The sequence below is a fragment of the Pedobacter sp. AC163 genome, assembly GCF_979258665.1.
Genome location: NZ_OZ409872.1, coordinates 178,459 through 193,868, shown reverse-complemented (window position 1 = coordinate 193,868; position 15,410 = coordinate 178,459). Strand labels below are relative to the sequence as shown.

The 15,410-nt window shown below is 36.5% G+C and carries 17 protein-coding genes and 1 other RNA gene; 10 read left to right on the top strand and 8 right to left on the bottom strand.

Annotated elements, in window-relative coordinates; all coding sequences use genetic code 11:
* Positions 1-9 precede the first annotated feature (9 nt).
* The 7 genes from ACZZZK_RS00895 to ACZZZK_RS00865 all read left to right on the top strand — a co-directional run bounded on the left by ACZZZK_RS00895 (position 10) and on the right by ACZZZK_RS00865 (position 5,997).
* Complete coding sequence (locus tag ACZZZK_RS00895; protein ID WP_463482408.1) at positions 10-1,020, top strand: cytochrome-c peroxidase; 1,011 nt, start codon at positions 10-12, stop codon at positions 1,018-1,020.
* Positions 1,010-1,960: a transporter family protein gene (locus ACZZZK_RS00890; protein ID WP_463482407.1), complete on the top strand. Its 951-nt coding sequence runs from the start codon at positions 1,010-1,012 to the stop codon at positions 1,958-1,960. Before ACZZZK_RS00895 ends, ACZZZK_RS00890 begins: the two co-directional genes overlap by 11 nt.
* 9 nt (positions 1,961-1,969) lie before the next feature.
* The gene (locus ACZZZK_RS00885) at positions 1,970-2,425 is read left to right on the top strand and encodes a hypothetical protein (RefSeq protein ID WP_463482406.1); all 456 of its coding nucleotides are present in this window, start codon (positions 1,970-1,972) and stop codon (positions 2,423-2,425) included.
* Positions 2,426-2,560: 135 nt separating this feature from the next.
* A complete protein-coding gene (locus tag ACZZZK_RS00880) occupies positions 2,561-3,211 on the top strand; it encodes an SCO family protein (RefSeq protein ID WP_463482405.1) in 651 nt (216 codons plus the stop codon).
* A gap of 93 nt (positions 3,212-3,304) precedes the next feature.
* Positions 3,305-3,727 carry a c-type cytochrome gene (locus ACZZZK_RS00875; protein WP_463482404.1) on the top strand — a complete coding sequence of 141 codons (423 nt, stop codon included), beginning with the start codon at positions 3,305-3,307 and terminating at the stop codon, positions 3,725-3,727.
* 47 nt (positions 3,728-3,774) lie between these two features.
* Positions 3,775-4,152, top strand: an RNA gene (gene rnpB / locus ACZZZK_RS00870) — RNase P RNA component class A.
* 441 nt (positions 4,153-4,593) lie between these two features.
* On the top strand, positions 4,594-5,997 hold the full coding sequence (locus ACZZZK_RS00865) for a sigma-54-dependent transcriptional regulator (RefSeq protein WP_265798802.1): 1,404 nt from the start codon (positions 4,594-4,596) through the stop codon (positions 5,995-5,997).
* Between the two features lie 58 nt (positions 5,998-6,055).
* On the opposite strand, the gene ACZZZK_RS00860 is transcribed toward ACZZZK_RS00865, so the two are convergent.
* The 7 genes from ACZZZK_RS00860 to gatB all read right to left on the bottom strand — a co-directional run bounded on the left by ACZZZK_RS00860 (position 6,056) and on the right by gatB (position 12,759).
* The gene (locus ACZZZK_RS00860; protein ID WP_463482403.1) at positions 6,056-7,846 is read right to left on the bottom strand and encodes a chloride channel protein; all 1,791 of its coding nucleotides are present in this window, start codon (positions 7,844-7,846) and stop codon (positions 6,056-6,058) included.
* 26 nt (positions 7,847-7,872) lie between these two features.
* The gene (locus tag ACZZZK_RS00855) at positions 7,873-8,595 is read right to left on the bottom strand and encodes an RluA family pseudouridine synthase (RefSeq protein ID WP_056848962.1); all 723 of its coding nucleotides are present in this window, start codon (positions 8,593-8,595) and stop codon (positions 7,873-7,875) included.
* A gap of 72 nt (positions 8,596-8,667) precedes the next feature.
* Positions 8,668-9,036: a PIN domain-containing protein gene (locus tag ACZZZK_RS00850; protein ID WP_463482402.1), complete on the bottom strand. Its 369-nt coding sequence runs from the start codon at positions 9,034-9,036 to the stop codon at positions 8,668-8,670.
* Entirely contained in the window at positions 9,030-9,260 is a 231-nt protein-coding gene (locus ACZZZK_RS00845) for a hypothetical protein (protein WP_463482401.1), read from the bottom strand. Before ACZZZK_RS00845 ends, ACZZZK_RS00850 begins: the two co-directional genes overlap by 7 nt.
* Before the next feature lie 136 nt (positions 9,261-9,396).
* Complete coding sequence (locus ACZZZK_RS00840; protein WP_029274338.1) at positions 9,397-10,086, bottom strand: response regulator transcription factor; 690 nt, start codon at positions 10,084-10,086, stop codon at positions 9,397-9,399.
* A 103-nt stretch (positions 10,087-10,189) separates the two neighbouring features.
* The gene (locus ACZZZK_RS00835; protein WP_463482400.1) at positions 10,190-11,302 is read right to left on the bottom strand and encodes a redoxin domain-containing protein; all 1,113 of its coding nucleotides are present in this window, start codon (positions 11,300-11,302) and stop codon (positions 10,190-10,192) included.
* Positions 11,302-12,759 carry an Asp-tRNA(Asn)/Glu-tRNA(Gln) amidotransferase subunit GatB gene (gatB, locus tag ACZZZK_RS00830; protein WP_463482399.1) on the bottom strand — a complete coding sequence of 486 codons (1,458 nt, stop codon included), beginning with the start codon at positions 12,757-12,759 and terminating at the stop codon, positions 11,302-11,304. The genes ACZZZK_RS00835 and gatB overlap by 1 nt, the downstream gene beginning before the upstream one ends.
* 144 nt (positions 12,760-12,903) lie before the next feature.
* Between gatB and ACZZZK_RS00825 the strand changes: the two genes are divergently transcribed.
* The 3 genes from ACZZZK_RS00825 to ACZZZK_RS00815 all read left to right on the top strand — a co-directional run bounded on the left by ACZZZK_RS00825 (position 12,904) and on the right by ACZZZK_RS00815 (position 14,720).
* Entirely contained in the window at positions 12,904-13,494 is a 591-nt protein-coding gene (locus ACZZZK_RS00825; RefSeq protein ID WP_463482398.1) for a hypothetical protein, read from the top strand.
* Positions 13,495-13,592: 98 nt separating this feature from the next.
* Positions 13,593-14,102, top strand: a complete 510-nt coding sequence (locus ACZZZK_RS00820) for a hypothetical protein (protein WP_463482397.1) — start codon at positions 13,593-13,595, stop codon at positions 14,100-14,102.
* A gap of 153 nt (positions 14,103-14,255) precedes the next feature.
* Positions 14,256-14,720 carry a hypothetical protein gene (locus ACZZZK_RS00815; RefSeq protein ID WP_463482396.1) on the top strand — a complete coding sequence of 155 codons (465 nt, stop codon included), beginning with the start codon at positions 14,256-14,258 and terminating at the stop codon, positions 14,718-14,720.
* 33 nt (positions 14,721-14,753) lie between these two features.
* Here the strand turns inward: ACZZZK_RS00815 and ACZZZK_RS00810 are convergent, their stop codons facing one another.
* Positions 14,754-15,353, bottom strand: a complete 600-nt coding sequence (locus ACZZZK_RS00810; protein ID WP_463482395.1) for a hypothetical protein — start codon at positions 15,351-15,353, stop codon at positions 14,754-14,756.
* Between the last annotated feature and the right edge of the window lie 57 nt (positions 15,354-15,410).

The window sequence follows — 15,410 nt, the reverse complement described above, 5'->3', positions numbered from 1 at the left end:
GTTTTTGCAATGCTTTTCTTAAGCATTGCATTAATGTATGCCTGCAGCAAAAAAGAAGCAGGGATATCTCCAGAAGAGGAAAAAATAATATTTTCTATTCCTGCTAATTTTCCTGCGCCGGCATACAATTTCGAAGAAAACCAGCTGACTAATGCGGGTTTTGCATTAGGTAAAAAATTATTCTACAACGCCCGTTTATCTGCTGACAAAAGTGTTTCATGTGGTAGTTGCCACCAGCAGTTTGCTGCATTTGCAAATCTTGATCATAAAGTGAGCCATGGTGTAGATAATTGTCAGGGCAAAAGGAACGCTCCTCCTCTTTTCAACCTGGCCTGGCAAAAGGCTTTCTTTTGGGATGGTGGGGTAAAAAACCTCGAAACATCTCCCTTAAATGCTTTTACAGATGCCTGTGAGATGAAGACCGATTTAGAAACAGTTGTATCGTTTTTGCAAAACACGCAACCCTATCCCGAATTATTCAAAAAAGCGTTCGGCGCTGGCGATATCAATTCGCAAAAAGTACTAAAATCGATTACTCAGTTTGTGGGTGTTTTGGTATCAGGAAATTCCAGATATGATAAGATAATGCGAAAAGAAAAAGGCGTCACTTTTACAACAACGGAGTTGGCAGGTTACAATTTATTTAAAGAAAAATGTTCATCCTGCCATGCAGAGCCACTCTTTACCGATTTTTCTTACCGAAGCAATGGTCTGGATTTGGTTAGTCTAGATGAAGGTCGTTCGCATATCACCGGTGCGGCTGCCGACTTTGGAACATTTCGCGTTCCAACGTTACGTAACATTGAATACACGGGACCATATATGCATGATGGCCGATTTTATAATCTGGATGAGGTACTTGAACATTATAATTCTGGAGTGAAGAATTCCCCGAATCTAGATAAAAGTTTGAGAGCCGGAATCAGGTTAAATGATACTGAAAAAGATCAAATCAAATCATTTCTAAAAACATTAACAGACAATGAGTTTATTAAAAATACATTATATAGTGAATCGTAAAATATTAATTCTACTATTTGTTTTGGTTGGTAGCCAAACATTCGCCTGCGACATTTGTGGCTGTTTTATGGGGATTACCCCCTATTTTAACCGCAATAGCATTAGTCTTCTTTATCGCTATCGTTCTTTTAACGGTTATGATGGTCAAAATCATTCTTTGTTTCCTACAGGAGGTAAATTTTTTATCCCCGCAAGGCAACGAAATTCACCGATAACCGGCCACGCCGGAAATCAGGCAGATTATGAGTTATATCGTTCAATGGAAATTAGAGGACGATATTTTATTAGTAGTCGACTGGAAATTAATGCAATTTTACCGTATGTATCCAATAGCGAAAGATACAACGGTTATACCTCATCCATTTCTGGCATAGGTGATGTAAACCTTTACGCAGGGTATCACCTTGTACAACAATTGGAAAATAACTTCAAGCAACAGTTAATTGCCGGTATAGGTGTAAAACTTCCCACAGGGAAAAACGACTTCAAAAATAACGAAGGAATTAGATATTCATCTCTGATGCAGGCTGGAACGGGCAGTACAGATGGATTTGTATACTTAAATTATATTGTTGGTTTAGGGAATTTTGGGGCAAGTTTAAACACCTCCTATAAAGTGAATGGAACCAATAGCCGTGATGAGGGGATTGCAAACAGCACAACCAGTTTTCTAAATATTTTTTATACCGAAAGAGTTGGAAAAGATGTACAGGTAATGCCTTCAGCACAGTTCTTCTATGAATATTCTGGCGGAGAAAAATACCAGGCTATTAAAACCGGCGAACATGTAATGAATAATTTAATGGGTGGCGTAGGTGTAGATGTTTTTTACAACAATATCGCATTAAATGCTGGGTTACAGAAAAACATTTGGGAAGCCAAAACTGATCACCCGATGAGCGCTGGACGTGTTCATTTAGGAATAACTTACAATTTTTAAAAAACGAAAATGAAAAATTTCATAATAATACAATTGGGCCTAACGCTTCTGTTTTTCGCTGCTTGTAAAACCGAACCCGATGCAAATGCGGTAAAGAAAGAAGTACTAAACATTCACGACAAACTGATGATGGATGGGGAGAAAGTAGTGAAAAACAGAATCAAATTAGATTCTATTCTAAAAAGTGGAAAAATCAAATCTGCGGTAGATTCGCTTAAAATGGCTAACCTGATTAATCAATTATACAAAGCCGATGAGCGCATGATGGATTGGATGCATTTCTTTAAAGATGATTTTAAAGGTAAAAATGAGCAAGAAAATATGGCGTACTACAAATCGCAGATGATTAAAGTCAGAGCCATTGAAGACCAGTATATCCAAGTAACAAAGGTATCAGATTCGGTTTTGAGAAATTACAATATCAAATCTGTAGAAACCACAGAAATGAAAAATCATAAGCACTAATTGTTTTCCCGCTGATGGAAAGATTAGCAAAAATTTGATTCAATCAGCGGGAAACGATTTGAACTGGCAACAAAAGAACAATTAATCCCATCCTTTATACTAGAGGTTGTATATTTACATTTTAATAAAATCATCATGAATAAATTGATTTCTTCGATAGCCGTTTGTATGCTATCAATCACCTTATTTTCATCTTGTCAGCAAGAAAAGAAACTTCCGTTTTATGGCGAACGACATGCGGAAACCGTTAGAGATGCTGCAGGTGTTGAAAAGATAGACACGGTTTATCAAACCATTCCAAATTGGTCTTTCCTTAATCAAGATAGTGTGATTACGACAAATAAAGTTACTGACGGAAAAGTTTATGTAGCCGATTTTTTCTTTACCTCTTGTACCACCATCTGCCCCACCATGCATCGTAATTTGATGACGGTTTACAACGAATTTAAAACCAACCCTGATGTGATGTTTGTATCACACACCATCGACTTTAAATACGATAAACCTTCGGCACTTAAAAAATATGCAAAGAAACTCGGTGTTGATGGACCGAAATGGCAATTTCTTTATGGAAGTAAAGACAGTGTGTACACGCTTGCTGAGAAAAACTACCTGGTAGCGGTTGGCGAAGATAGCACAGCAAAAGATGGTTATATTCACCAGGGATATTTAGTCCTGGTTGATAAAGACCGAAGGATTCGCGGCGCTTATGACGGCACCAAGGAAGACCAGGTTGAACAGTTGAAAAAAGATATTCCGGTTTTATTAGCAGAGTATAAAAAATAAATTTTAACCGCAGATGAAAAGGATAAGCACAGATAACAACACAAAATCTGTGTTCATCTTTCCTTATCTGTGGTTGATATTAAATAAAAATCCATGCGCAAATACATCATTAATTCCATTTTTTTACTTTCGATTGTTGCCATCATTGTTTCTTGCCAAAATCAGGAAACGATCGACTTGCAGAACTACATGTCTAATGGAAAAGATATTTACAAAGCAAAATGCCAGAACTGCCATGGTGAAAATGGCGAAGGTTTAGGTCAGCTCGCTCCTCCACTTACCGATTCAGTATTTTTGAAAGCCAATAAAACACGTCTGGCTTGCATTATTAGAAATGGAACGGATGAAAAAATGACCATTCACGGTAAAGAATACCAGGAAAAAATGCCGGGCTTCCCTGAATTGGCAGATATCGATGTGGCTCAGGTAATGGTTTTTGTTACCAATTCGTTCGGGAATAATCAAGGTTTTGTTCCCTACTCACAGGTTTCTACACAATTGCAAAATTGTAAATAATCAAACTTCTTCAAATAATTTGACTTAAAAAGCCCATCTTTGCGCAAAATGCAGGTTGTTCTATCGCTGTTCCGATTCATCGGGAGAGAGGAAAGTCCGGGCAACGCAGGGCATCTCGCTTTCTAACGGAAAGGAGTTCAGGATTGAAAACCTGAATTACGGATCAGTGCAACAGAAAATATACCGCCCCGAGCAATCGAGGTAAGGGTGAAAACGTGCGGTAAGAGCGTACGAGCATTGCGGGCGACTGCAATGGTTTGTAAACCCCGAGAGTTGAAAGACCAAATAGGCTAACGCATGTAGGGCTGCCCGTCCGATGTTAGTGGGTAGGTCGTTAGAGATAAACGGCAACGTTTATAGTGGATTAATGATAGAAATCCTGAGCAATCAGGAAACAGAACCCGGCTTATAGACCTGCATTTTTTTCGTTTTCGAAAGCAAAAACTAGAATTTTTTTGTTTTTCCAACTATCTACTATGATTTCGTTTTAGGTGATGATCCAAAACTCTAAATTTTCTTATCATCAATCTCTATCGGTTGCCACGGAGACACGGAATTCACGGAAAATATATTATTGATAATACAAAAGTCTATTTAATGCAGTGTGAAAGGTTATTGAGTTAACATTCGATGTTTAATAGAGCATTGAGTTAATAACCTAACGGAACTGACAATATTCATATTTATCTTCCCCTAAAAAGGTAACTTGCTTGAATTATCCAAACAAATTTCTATCTACTATTTTCCGATAAAAAACTTAAAACCTTTTTAATGATTTCTCGTTTATAGGCTAAATTGATTGTATAATAAACTATACATAAATTTAAAATTATATATTAGCACTTCAATTAGAATAAGAATACCAAATGGCCAAACTATTAATTATTGATGATGAGCGGGCAATTCGTAGCACCCTACGCGAAATCTTAGAATACGAAAATTACGATGTTGAAGATATCGATAATGGTATCGACGGCCTTGAAATGATCAAGAAAACCAATTTCGACTTGGTTCTTTGCGATATCAAGATGAATAAAATGGACGGTATGGAAGTGCTCGAACAGGCACAAATCATCAAACCAGACCTACCTTTCATCATGATTTCTGGTCACGGAACTGTAGAAACAGCCATTGAGGCCAGTAAAAAAGGTGCCTTCGATTTCATTTCAAAACCACCAGATTTAAATCGTTTACTGATCACCGTTCGCAATGGTTTAGATCGTGGAAATTTAGTTACTGAAACAAAAGTTTTAAAGCGTAAAGCAAGTAAAACCCGTGAAATTCTAGGTGAATCTGAGAGTATCTCGAAAATTAAAGAAACGATTGAACGAGTTGCCCCTACTGAAGCACGAGTTTTAATTACAGGTGCAAATGGTAGTGGTAAAGAACTGGTTGCCCGTTGGCTACACGAAAAATCAAATCGTGCTGATAGCCCGCTAATTGAGGTGAACTGCGCTGCAATTCCATCAGAATTAATTGAAAGTGAGTTGTTTGGTCACGAAAAAGGTTCATTTACTTCGGCTGTTAAACAACGTATTGGTAAATTCGAACTGGCAAATGGCGGAACATTATTCTTAGATGAAATTGGCGACATGAGCCTTTCTGCACAAGCTAAAGTGCTTCGTGCTTTACAGGAACATAAGATTTCTCGTGTTGGTGGCGAAAAGGAAATCGAAGTTAATGTTCGTGTTTTAGCAGCAACCAATAAAGATTTATTAAAAGAGATTGAAGATGGCAATTTCCGTATGGATTTGTACCACCGTTTAAATGTAATCAACATTCACGTGCCTCACTTAACAGAACGTACTGATGATATTCCAGTGATTGCACAGAATTTTCTGGAAAGTATTTGCAATGACTATGGCATGCCTGTTAAAAAAATTAACGAAGGTGGTATGGCTGCATTACAAGCTTTACCCTGGACAGGTAACGTTCGTGAGTTGCACAATATGATTGAGCGTTTAATTATTTTGAGTGATAAAGTGATTACCGAAAATGATGTACGTGCTTTTGCCAATCCAGGCGGCGGAACGAACATTGGTGCGGCAACAAGTACACAAATTGCTAGTTCTGCGAATGGTTCAGGGATGTCTTCTTCTTTCGATAGCTTTAACAATTTCCAAGATTATAAAGATCATGCGGAGAAGGAATTTATCAAATTTAAACTGGAAAAAAACAATTGGAACGTTTCAAAAACTGCGGACGAAATCGATATTCAAAGAAGTCATTTATATAGCAAGATTGAAAAATTCGGCTTGAAGAGAGAATAATTTAAAAAGTTATAGGTTGTAAGTGATGAGCTTTAGGGCTTAAAACTTACAACTTAAATTAACCCATATAATCATTCTGTCTCATCAATAAAGCCCTGTATTTATTGAAAATAGCTGTTTTAGAAACGAAACCTTGATATTGGTTTTCGTTATTGATCACCGGCAAAATCCATGCATTTTCCTGTTCCATTTTCTTCAGAACCGTTTTTAAATCATCAGCAATATTAATGGTGAGTGGAGCTTGCTGAAGCAGATGGGAAACAGTCAGTCTTTCCTTTTGCTCCTCTTTAATCATCTCTCCGAAAATTTCTTCCACGTAGATAATCCCTTTGAAATCTCCTAACTCATCAATAACTGCACAAATATTTTTATGCGACTGAACAATTTCATTCATCTTCATGGAAATTAAATCATTAAGATAGAGAGCAGGATAATTTTTCTCTATTAGATATTTTAACTTCATCTGATTCAAAACTGTTGTGTCTTTATCTTCGTGTGATAATAGTTCGCCTTTATCCGCTAGTACCTTGGTATAGATAGAATGCTTCTGTGCACTACGGTTAATAGCATAAGAAATCGCAGTAGTAATCATTAGCGGAACCATTAATATATAACCTCCGGTAATTTCGGCAATCAGAAAAATACCTGTTAATGGTGCATGCATGATCGCTCCCAAAGCAGCTGCCATACCTGCAACTATGAAATTCGAAACGTTCAAATGGGCAATTCCCGATAAGTTGACCATGTAAGCGAAAATAAAACCAATTAATCCCCCCATAATTAAACTCGGCGCAAAAGTACCCCCGTTGCCTCCTGCACCCAAAGTAACCAGGGTAGCAATTGATTTCATAAAAATGGTTACAATTGTGAAAAGTATAACCACTGCCGGAATGCTGCTGTAATCGGAAAAGATACTGTTGTTAATTACCGTTAAATAGTCGCCTTTCAAAAGGCCTTTAATGGTAATATAGCCTTCACCATAAAGCGTTGGGAAAAGAAAAACTAGCGCTCCTAACATCAAACCACCAATAATAACTTTGGTGTAAGGATGTTTAATTTTATAAAAGAGGCCTTTAACAGCATAGTTTGCCTTAGTAAAATAAATTGAAAACAAACCAATTAATCCAGCCAGAAGTACGTAGTAAAATAAGGCGTTAATTTGCCATCCTTCTGTTACCAAAAAAAATAACTGTTGGGTGTAAAATATACGAGCAACAACTGCGGCAGTTGCAGCCGACAACAAAAGTGGGATAAAGGCCGGTATTGTAAACTCGGGAAGTAATATTTCGATTGCGAATACGATTCCGGCAACGGGACTATTAAAAGCGCCGGCAATACCGGCAGCCGCTCCACAAGCCACAAGCATGGTAATTTCGCGATAGGATAAACCTAAAATACGTGCTAAGTTGGATCCAATTGCCGAGCCACTAGTAACTATTGGGGCCTCTAAACCGGTTGATCCACCGAAACCTACCGTTACTGCAGCAGTGATGATTTGAGAATAAATATTATGTGCCTCTACCCTGCTCGATTTTTTGGAGATAGCGTAGAGCAAGGGAGTTAAGCCAGTTTCGAACTTACTTTTTCTGATGAAATATTTGATGTACAGAACCGTCAACAGGATTCCAATCATCGGAAAAATGAAATATAAATAGTACTTATATTTCCAATGCCAGTCTGATTGAAGAAACTCTTCGATATGGTGTGTTAAACTCTTTAACGCGGCGGCCGCCAGGCCAGCGAGAATACCAACAATAACAGCAAGTATGATTAGGAAATTACGGTTTGATATTTTTGACTTTCTATATTGGTTAATCTTATCAAGGTAATTTACAAATCGGATATACATGTTATTCTATTTTCTGGTTATTGATTTTAAGCGTCAAATTTATCCAGCTGTTTAATTAATGTAGCAAAATCTTTTGGATATGGCGCATCGATTACAATGTCTTTATCATCTAAGCCTTTGAAAATTAAATGTCGGGCATGAAGCGCAAAACGTTTCATAATCGGTTGCTCCTCCTCTCCTTTAGATAATCTATATCCTCTTTTAATTGATGATAAAAATACTGGTTTTCCTTTGTACATGTCATCACCCACGATAGCAGCACGTTGTGTAGCCAGGTGGATACGGATTTGGTGCATACGGCCGGTAATCGGTTTACATTCTACTAATGTGTAATGTTTATAATATTTCAATGAATCGAACACAGTCTCCGCTCTTTTTCCTTCCGCTCTATCAATAGTTACGTTTTTATTTCCATCATTTAGAATGGGTAAATCAACCAATAACTTGTCGAATATTACATGGCCATCAACTACTGCATGGTAGGTTTTATCCACTTTCCGGCGTTCGAACTGCATGGATGCATGGCGATAAGCTTCAGGATTTTTAGCAATAATTAAAGCACCAGAAGTTTCCTTATCTAAACGGTGACAAACCTGTGCATCATCGCTATATTGTTTAGCCAGACGCAACACATTAGTTTCCCCAGAACCACCTCTTTCATCGAGAGAGGCCAAGAATGGTGGTTTATTGATTACAATAAAATCGTTGTCTTCAAAAAGAATAAGGTCTTTAAAATTCGGGTACTTCAAACTGTGTGCTATTAATGAGCCGCAAAAATACGGATTTTATTTTATTGGTTCAGAATTTAACCACAGATTGCATTACAATAGAATCAAATCGGGTATATATTGAAAGTGCTTTTTATTGTGTGTTAAAACGGGAAGATTATAATACAATGCTGTTGAAGCAATTAAAGTATCGGCAATAGCTAATCTATGACTTAATGCAAATTGTTCGAATAGACTCAAAAACAAATCACAGATATCAGAATTAATGGGGATTACAGTGTATTTTTTGATCTGCTTTTTTATTCTGAATAGTTCTTCTTTATCTCTTGCACCTACTAAAAACTCGGCAACGGTTATGCTACTAACATAAAAAATATCTGATTTTATTTCTTCAATTATTTCTTTTGTTTCTGTGTTACCACGATAAAGTTCAATTAGAACTGTTGTATCAAAAATCACCATTTAGATGGCCATGAGTCTTTTCTGATTTCCTCAACTGATGGGAAATTTAATCCCTGGCCAAAAGTTTCGAATAATTCGGCTTTTGAAATCTTTTTGCCTGCTGGTGGCAAAGGATTTTGGTTTGATAATTCAATTACAATAACTTCTACTTTTTTACCGAAGAATTTCTTTGGCATTTCAATAGTGTGATTATTTTTATCTGGAATTAAAACTTGCCTATACATTTTGTTATTGCTTTTATCAAAAATACTAATAAAAAAATGATTCCTCATAAAAAGAAGCACGGATTAATCATTACAAAAAGCCGCAGGCTTCCTGAATAATCAGCGAATCTACGGCTCTAATATTTTTAATCAATCTTTAAGAAAGCTCGAACTTATAACCAACGCCTTTTACCGTTGAAACATAAGTTTCGCCTAATTTTTCCCGAAGTTTACGGATGTGAACATCAATAGTTCTATTGGTAACCACTACAGAATCTTCCCAAATATTTTTAAGGATTGATTCACGGGTGTAAACCTTACCAGGTTTAGAGGCTAAGAGATATAATAACTCAAATTCTTTTTTGGCAAGAACAACTTTATTTCCGCCTTGAAAAACTAAATAAGCTTCACGGTCGATCACTAAATCGCCAATTTCTAATTTGTTTTCTGACACTTCTTCAGTTCCAGTGTTCCTTCTTAAAATTGCGTTAATGCGACTTACTAAAGCCCGAGGTTTAATTGGTTTCGCAATATAATCATCGGCACCTACATTGAAACCTGCAATTTCTGAATATTCCTCACTTCTGGCAGTTAAGAAAACCATAAAAGTGTTTTTGAATTCAGGAATTGCCCTCATTAATCTGCAAGCCTCAATTCCATCCATTTTAGGCATCATAATATCTAAAATGATTAAATCTGGATGAACTTTCTTAGCAACCGTAATTCCTTCCTGACCATTGGTAGCAGTAAAAACCTGGTAACCTTCTTTTTTTAGGTTGTATTCAATCAGTTCCAGAATATCTGGTTCATCATCAACAATTAATATTTTCTGACCTGCGTTGTTCATAGTTAAATATTTGTTACGAAAGTACTGTCTCTGATGTAATTTCTAGTTAAGCCTAAGTTAAGAAATTGTTAACGACTTAAATTAGTTTAACATTGAGTTTCTTTTAACGTAACGTTTTAGCTAGAAACGCTTCCAGCTCCTCTCCACGGAGGTTTTTAGCAGCAATCTTTCCCGTCGGATCAATAATATAAGAAGTAGGAATTGCCTGAACCTGATATTTTTTGACTGTTTCTCCATTGAAATCTTTTAATTCAGATACCTGATTCCACGCTAAATCATCTGCCTTAACAGCACCTAACCACGCAGCTTTATCAGTATCTAAGGATATTCCTAAGATGTCGAAGTTTTTAACTTTGAATTTATTGTAAGCTTTCACCACATTCGGATTCTCCTGACGACATGGTTGACACCAGGAAGCCCAAAAATCCAAAAGGACGTATTTACCTTTATAATCTGCTAAACTAACTGCTTTCCCGTCGGCCGTATTCATAGTAAAATCTGGAGCCACTTGTCCAACCTGAACAGCCTTTAAAAGCGCCATCTGCTTCACAAAAGTATCTACTGTAGCATTACCTTTAATTTCATTTTTAACTTCATCTGCAAATTGTACAAGCTCCGCCTCATATTCTTGCGGACTAAGCGTATTCATCGCGTAAAAGCTGGCAAGCGTACCTTTATTGTCTTTAGCAAATTTAATGATCTGCGTGTTCAATTGATTTATATACGACTGATACTGAGGCTTCATTTCCTCTAATATTGCTGCTCTGTTTTGTGGTTGAGTAGCCACTTTAGCCTCAAAATCCGCCTGCAATTTTTCAGCTTGTTTCGAGAAATTATTTCGAATGGTATTTAACTCTGATAGTTTTTCAACCTCAGTGGCTCCAGATATTTTGTAAGCCATTGTTTTATCAGTTAAATCAGCTTCTAATTTAATTTGATCACCATTTTTGGCAATTAGCATAAATTCATGATTGCCTATTGAAACACGGAAAAAATCTACAGATGGCGTTTTACGAATAAATTTAAATTCGCCTTTTTCGGATAAATTAGTCGAATCGATGGCGACCATTTGACTGCTTTGCATCCCGTATAGGAAAACTTTCTTCTCTGTTCCAGTGTTCTGGAATGTTCCGTCAATTGTAAAACTATCTTTCGGTTTACATGCTGTAAAAGCAATCGCAATTAATACGATCAGACTTAAATTTTTTAATCTCATTATTTTAATTTTTCTAGTATTAATTCATTCAATTTCTTAGCATCTGCTTTACCTTTTGCCAACTTCATTACATCGCCAACAAACAAGCCTAAAACGCCTTTTTTACCTTTTTTATAAGCCTCAACTTGTTGTGGATATTTGGCTAACACTTCATCAATAAATGCACCTAATTCATCGCTGTTTTCTGAAATCAGTAAATTTAATGATTGTGCAAGTGTATCCACATTAGCATTTTGTTGCGTTTCAATTGCTGGTAATAACTGCTGAATCGCGATTTGTTGTGTAAGCTTTTTATCATCAACCAAATTAATTGCAGCAGCTAATTGCTCTGGTTTAACATTATAATCATTAATAATTATACCCTTTTCGCTTAATACGGCCCTAACCGGGCCAATTAACCAGTTAATAAGTGTTTTTTTAGTATTAACAATTGGTAAAGCTTCATTAAAATAATTTAACAGATCCAAATCCTCTGCAAATAAAGCTGCGTCTGCTTTTGTAATACCAAATTCGGCAACCATTTGCTTCGAAATTTCATTTGGTAAAGCGGGCATGGCCGATTTGATTTCTGCCAACCAATCGTCTGAAATAAAAATAGGCTGCAAATCCGGATCAGCGAAATAGCGGTAATCGTTTGCCTCCTCTTTTGTTCTCATTGGCGATGTTGTGCCTTTATCAGCATCAAAATTTAATGTACTTTGGATGATTTTGCCGCCATTCTCAATAACCTCCACTTGTCTTCCAAATTCAAAATCCATTGCTCTACGTACGTTACGCATAGAATTTAGGTTTTTTACTTCGCAACGGGTACCAAATGCTGTGGAGCCATTCGGTCGGATAGAAATATTTGCATCGCAACGCAAACTCCCCTCCTCCATGTTTCCATCACTCACATTTAAATGGCGGACCAACTTTCTAATTTCAGTAAGCAGTGCTGATGCTTCTTCGGCGCTACGAATATCAGGCTCCGTTACAATTTCTATCAAAGGAACTCCAGCACGATTTAAATCAACTAAAGAATAGTTATCATCCTGATCGTGAATACTTTTTCCTGCATCTTCTTCTAAATGAATTCTGTTGATTCCTATTTTCTTCAATGAGCCATCAGCTAATTCAACTTCAAGGAAACCGTTTACACAGATTGGCTGATTATCCTGCGTTATTTGATAGCCTTTTGGTAAGTCGGCATAGAAGTAATTTTTTCTATCAAAGTGATTGGTTTGATTGATTGTACAATTTAAGGCCAGGCCAATCCTAACCGCTTTGGCTACCACCTCTTTATTTAGCTTAGGCAAAGCACCCGGTAACGCCAATGAAACAGTTGAAATATTATGATTAGGCGAAGCCCCGAAACATGCACTATCGGCAGAGAATATTTTGGTATTGGTGTTTAATTGAACGTGAATTTCCAGTCCTGAAACTAGTTCGTAATTGTTTTCGGTTGTCCCTAAACCCATAGATAAATGATGCCTTTAAATGTATTGAGCTGGCAAATATAGTTAAAGAATGTTAAAACGAATTGCCTCAATTAAACTACGCGAAAATGCTTTTGTCTATTTCAATAATTAACACACACAAGGAACCTTTAATTAAAAAACATTATGAAAAAGTTAGTTTTATTTGCTGCAGTTTTGATGGTTTCATTATTCAGCATAGATGATGCAAAAGCTCAAATTAATTTAAGCATTAATATTAGCCAACAACCAGTTTGGGGCCCTACAGGTTATGATCATGTAGATTACTCTTACCTGCCGGATATCAATGCGTATTACAATGTCCCATCCAAACAATATATCTATTCGAATCAAGGCAATTGGGTTTGGACAAACAGTTTGCCAGGTCAATTCAGAAATTTTGACTTATACCGAGCATACAAAGTTGTTGTAAACGAACCCAAACCATATTTAAGAAATAACGTCGATGTAGCTAAATACAGTAAATTAAAAAACTATAATGGCCGCCAATTGGTAATTAGAGATAGTCGTGATAGGAAATATGATGTGGTGAAAAACCACCCCAACTATAAAGCTGTTGCGGTGAATAATAATAGCAATCGCCAAAATCGTACACAAAAAACTGTTGTAAAAATAAATCAAAACTCAAGGACAGCTCGAAATTCCAATCGTGGCAACGATAGAAGAATAGAAAATGATCGTCCAGATAGAAATAAAGCAAATGGTAGAAGTAAATAGCGTGATTTAGTTGTGATTAGGGAGTTTCGAAAGAAGCTCCCTTTTTTTGTGGCACGCCTTTTGGAAATATGGGTCTATCAACACAAATTAAATCGATTATGAAAAGATTATTTTTAGTTGCTGTAGTAATGATGATTTCATTCCTCAGCATGCCGGCAAAGGCTCAAGTAAATTTGAATGTAAATATTGGTTCACAGCCGCTTTGGGGACCCACTGGTTATGATCACGTTGATTACTATTATCTTCCAGATGTGGAAAGTTACTACTATGTTCCGAAAAAGCAATTTGTATATTTAAATGGAAACGACTGGGTTTTTGCGAACAATCTACCATCGAGATACGGAAATTACGATTTATACAATGGGTATAAAGTGGTAATTAACTCTCCAAAACCTTATCTAAATTTTAAAAATGATAAGGTTAAATACGGAAAATTCAAAGGTAACAAAGGTCAGTTGGTAATAAGAGATAGCCGCGACAGCAAATACTACGTAGTAAAAGGTCATCCACATGGAATGCCACCGGGACAAGCTAAAAAAATATTCGGTAAAGCGAATAAGGGAAATGGTAACCATGGCAATGGAAACGGAAAGGGAAAACACAAATAATTGTTAAGTGATTAAGAAAGGGCTTCGAAAGAAGCTCTTTTTTTATATCTCTGTTACAATAGATTTTTTGGCATAGCGTTTGAATTTGTATTAAACACACAAATAGAACCGATTATGAAAAAGTTATTTATCATCTCCGCGATTGTAGGTATCGTGGCTTTAACATCAAATCAATCTAACGCCCAGGTAAGTATTAACGTTAACATTGGCGCACAACCGGCTTGGGTTCCTGTTGGTTATCAAAACGTAAATTACTATTACTTACCTGAAGTACAGTCTTATTATTATGTTCCGCAACGCCAGTTTGTTTATTTAAATGGAAATCGCTGGACTCGATCTAGATATTTACCGGCTAGATATAGAGGCTATGATTTACACCGAGGAAGAAAGGTAGTTGTATATGGAAACAGCCCATATCGCAGTTACAATACGCATAGAGTTAGATATTCTAACCATAAGAATGTGTTTCGTTCATCATATGGCGGCGGAAACAGGGGTCGTTATAACGCACCGCGAAACCATTACAGGCCACAACGCGTAGATTATAGACGTCACGATCAAAGAGTTAATGCTAGTTTATTTTCTAGAGGACATAGAGAAAAACATGGTAGACGTTAAATAAAAAAAGAGGCTTTAGGCCTCTTTTTTTATTTAAAATCGCTTACCAATTGTTAAACCAAATCTTGGGTAAGCTTCTAAGGATTGATTTTTACTTCCAAATACCCTACCTACACCTAGGTACGCTTCACCTAAAAAACCATTTCGAGTTAAAAATTTTGCTCCGGCAGCGGCGCCTAAGCCAACGTCCGTGTAGTTTCTTTCTGGTAAAGTAAAGTCATAACCAGCAGGATAGCTGGTGTAAGCCAAAGATGTATAATCAAATTCTTTGTGCGATATAATCCCAGCATTTCCTTCAATAAAGAAACCGTTCGCTTTTTTGTTACCAAAATATATGCGATAGTGCGGGGTAATGACATAATTTATTCTGCTGCCAAAAACATTTTCATTAGTTGCACCGATAGCAACCGATAATCCAACACCCATGTTGTCTTCAATGATTCTTTCGTAGGTAATTTCAGGAAGTGCTAAAATGGAATAAAACAAATTAATCTTAATCTCATTATTCCCGCCATGGCCGATGGCTTCAGATTTAAGTTTGATAGACTGGGAAAGACTATCTATGTTTTTGTCTTGTGCCCTTAAATAATTTGTTGAGCTTAATAGCGCTAAGAATAAGAGTATTTTTTTCATCTAGATATTTTTAAACGAAACTAATAAAATAGTTTGAGTACAAAATATTTTGCAACT

Coding starts and splice junctions, on each gene's coding strand:
- ACZZZK_RS00895 (WP_463482408.1), top strand. CDS start 10: ATGCTTTTCTTAAGCATTGCATTAATGTATGCCTGCAGCAAAAAAGAA.
- ACZZZK_RS00885 (WP_463482406.1), top strand. CDS start 1,970: ATGAAAAATTTCATAATAATACAATTGGGCCTAACGCTTCTGTTTTTC.
- ACZZZK_RS00880 (WP_463482405.1), top strand. CDS start 2,561: ATGAATAAATTGATTTCTTCGATAGCCGTTTGTATGCTATCAATCACC.
- ACZZZK_RS00875 (WP_463482404.1), top strand. CDS start 3,305: ATGCGCAAATACATCATTAATTCCATTTTTTTACTTTCGATTGTTGCC.
- ACZZZK_RS00865 (WP_265798802.1), top strand. CDS start 4,594: ATGGCCAAACTATTAATTATTGATGATGAGCGGGCAATTCGTAGCACC.
- ACZZZK_RS00860 (WP_463482403.1), bottom strand. CDS start 7,846: ATGTATATCCGATTTGTAAATTACCTTGATAAGATTAACCAATATAGA.
- ACZZZK_RS00850 (WP_463482402.1), bottom strand. CDS start 9,036: ATGGTGATTTTTGATACAACAGTTCTAATTGAACTTTATCGTGGTAAC.
- ACZZZK_RS00845 (WP_463482401.1), bottom strand. CDS start 9,260: ATGTATAGGCAAGTTTTAATTCCAGATAAAAATAATCACACTATTGAA.
- ACZZZK_RS00840 (WP_029274338.1), bottom strand. CDS start 10,086: ATGAACAACGCAGGTCAGAAAATATTAATTGTTGATGATGAACCAGAT.
- ACZZZK_RS00835 (WP_463482400.1), bottom strand. CDS start 11,302: ATGAGATTAAAAAATTTAAGTCTGATCGTATTAATTGCGATTGCTTTT.
- gatB (WP_463482399.1), bottom strand. CDS start 12,759: ATGGGTTTAGGGACAACCGAAAACAATTACGAACTAGTTTCAGGACTG.
- ACZZZK_RS00825 (WP_463482398.1), top strand. CDS start 12,904: ATGAAAAAGTTAGTTTTATTTGCTGCAGTTTTGATGGTTTCATTATTC.
- ACZZZK_RS00820 (WP_463482397.1), top strand. CDS start 13,593: ATGAAAAGATTATTTTTAGTTGCTGTAGTAATGATGATTTCATTCCTC.
- ACZZZK_RS00810 (WP_463482395.1), bottom strand. CDS start 15,353: ATGAAAAAAATACTCTTATTCTTAGCGCTATTAAGCTCAACAAATTAT.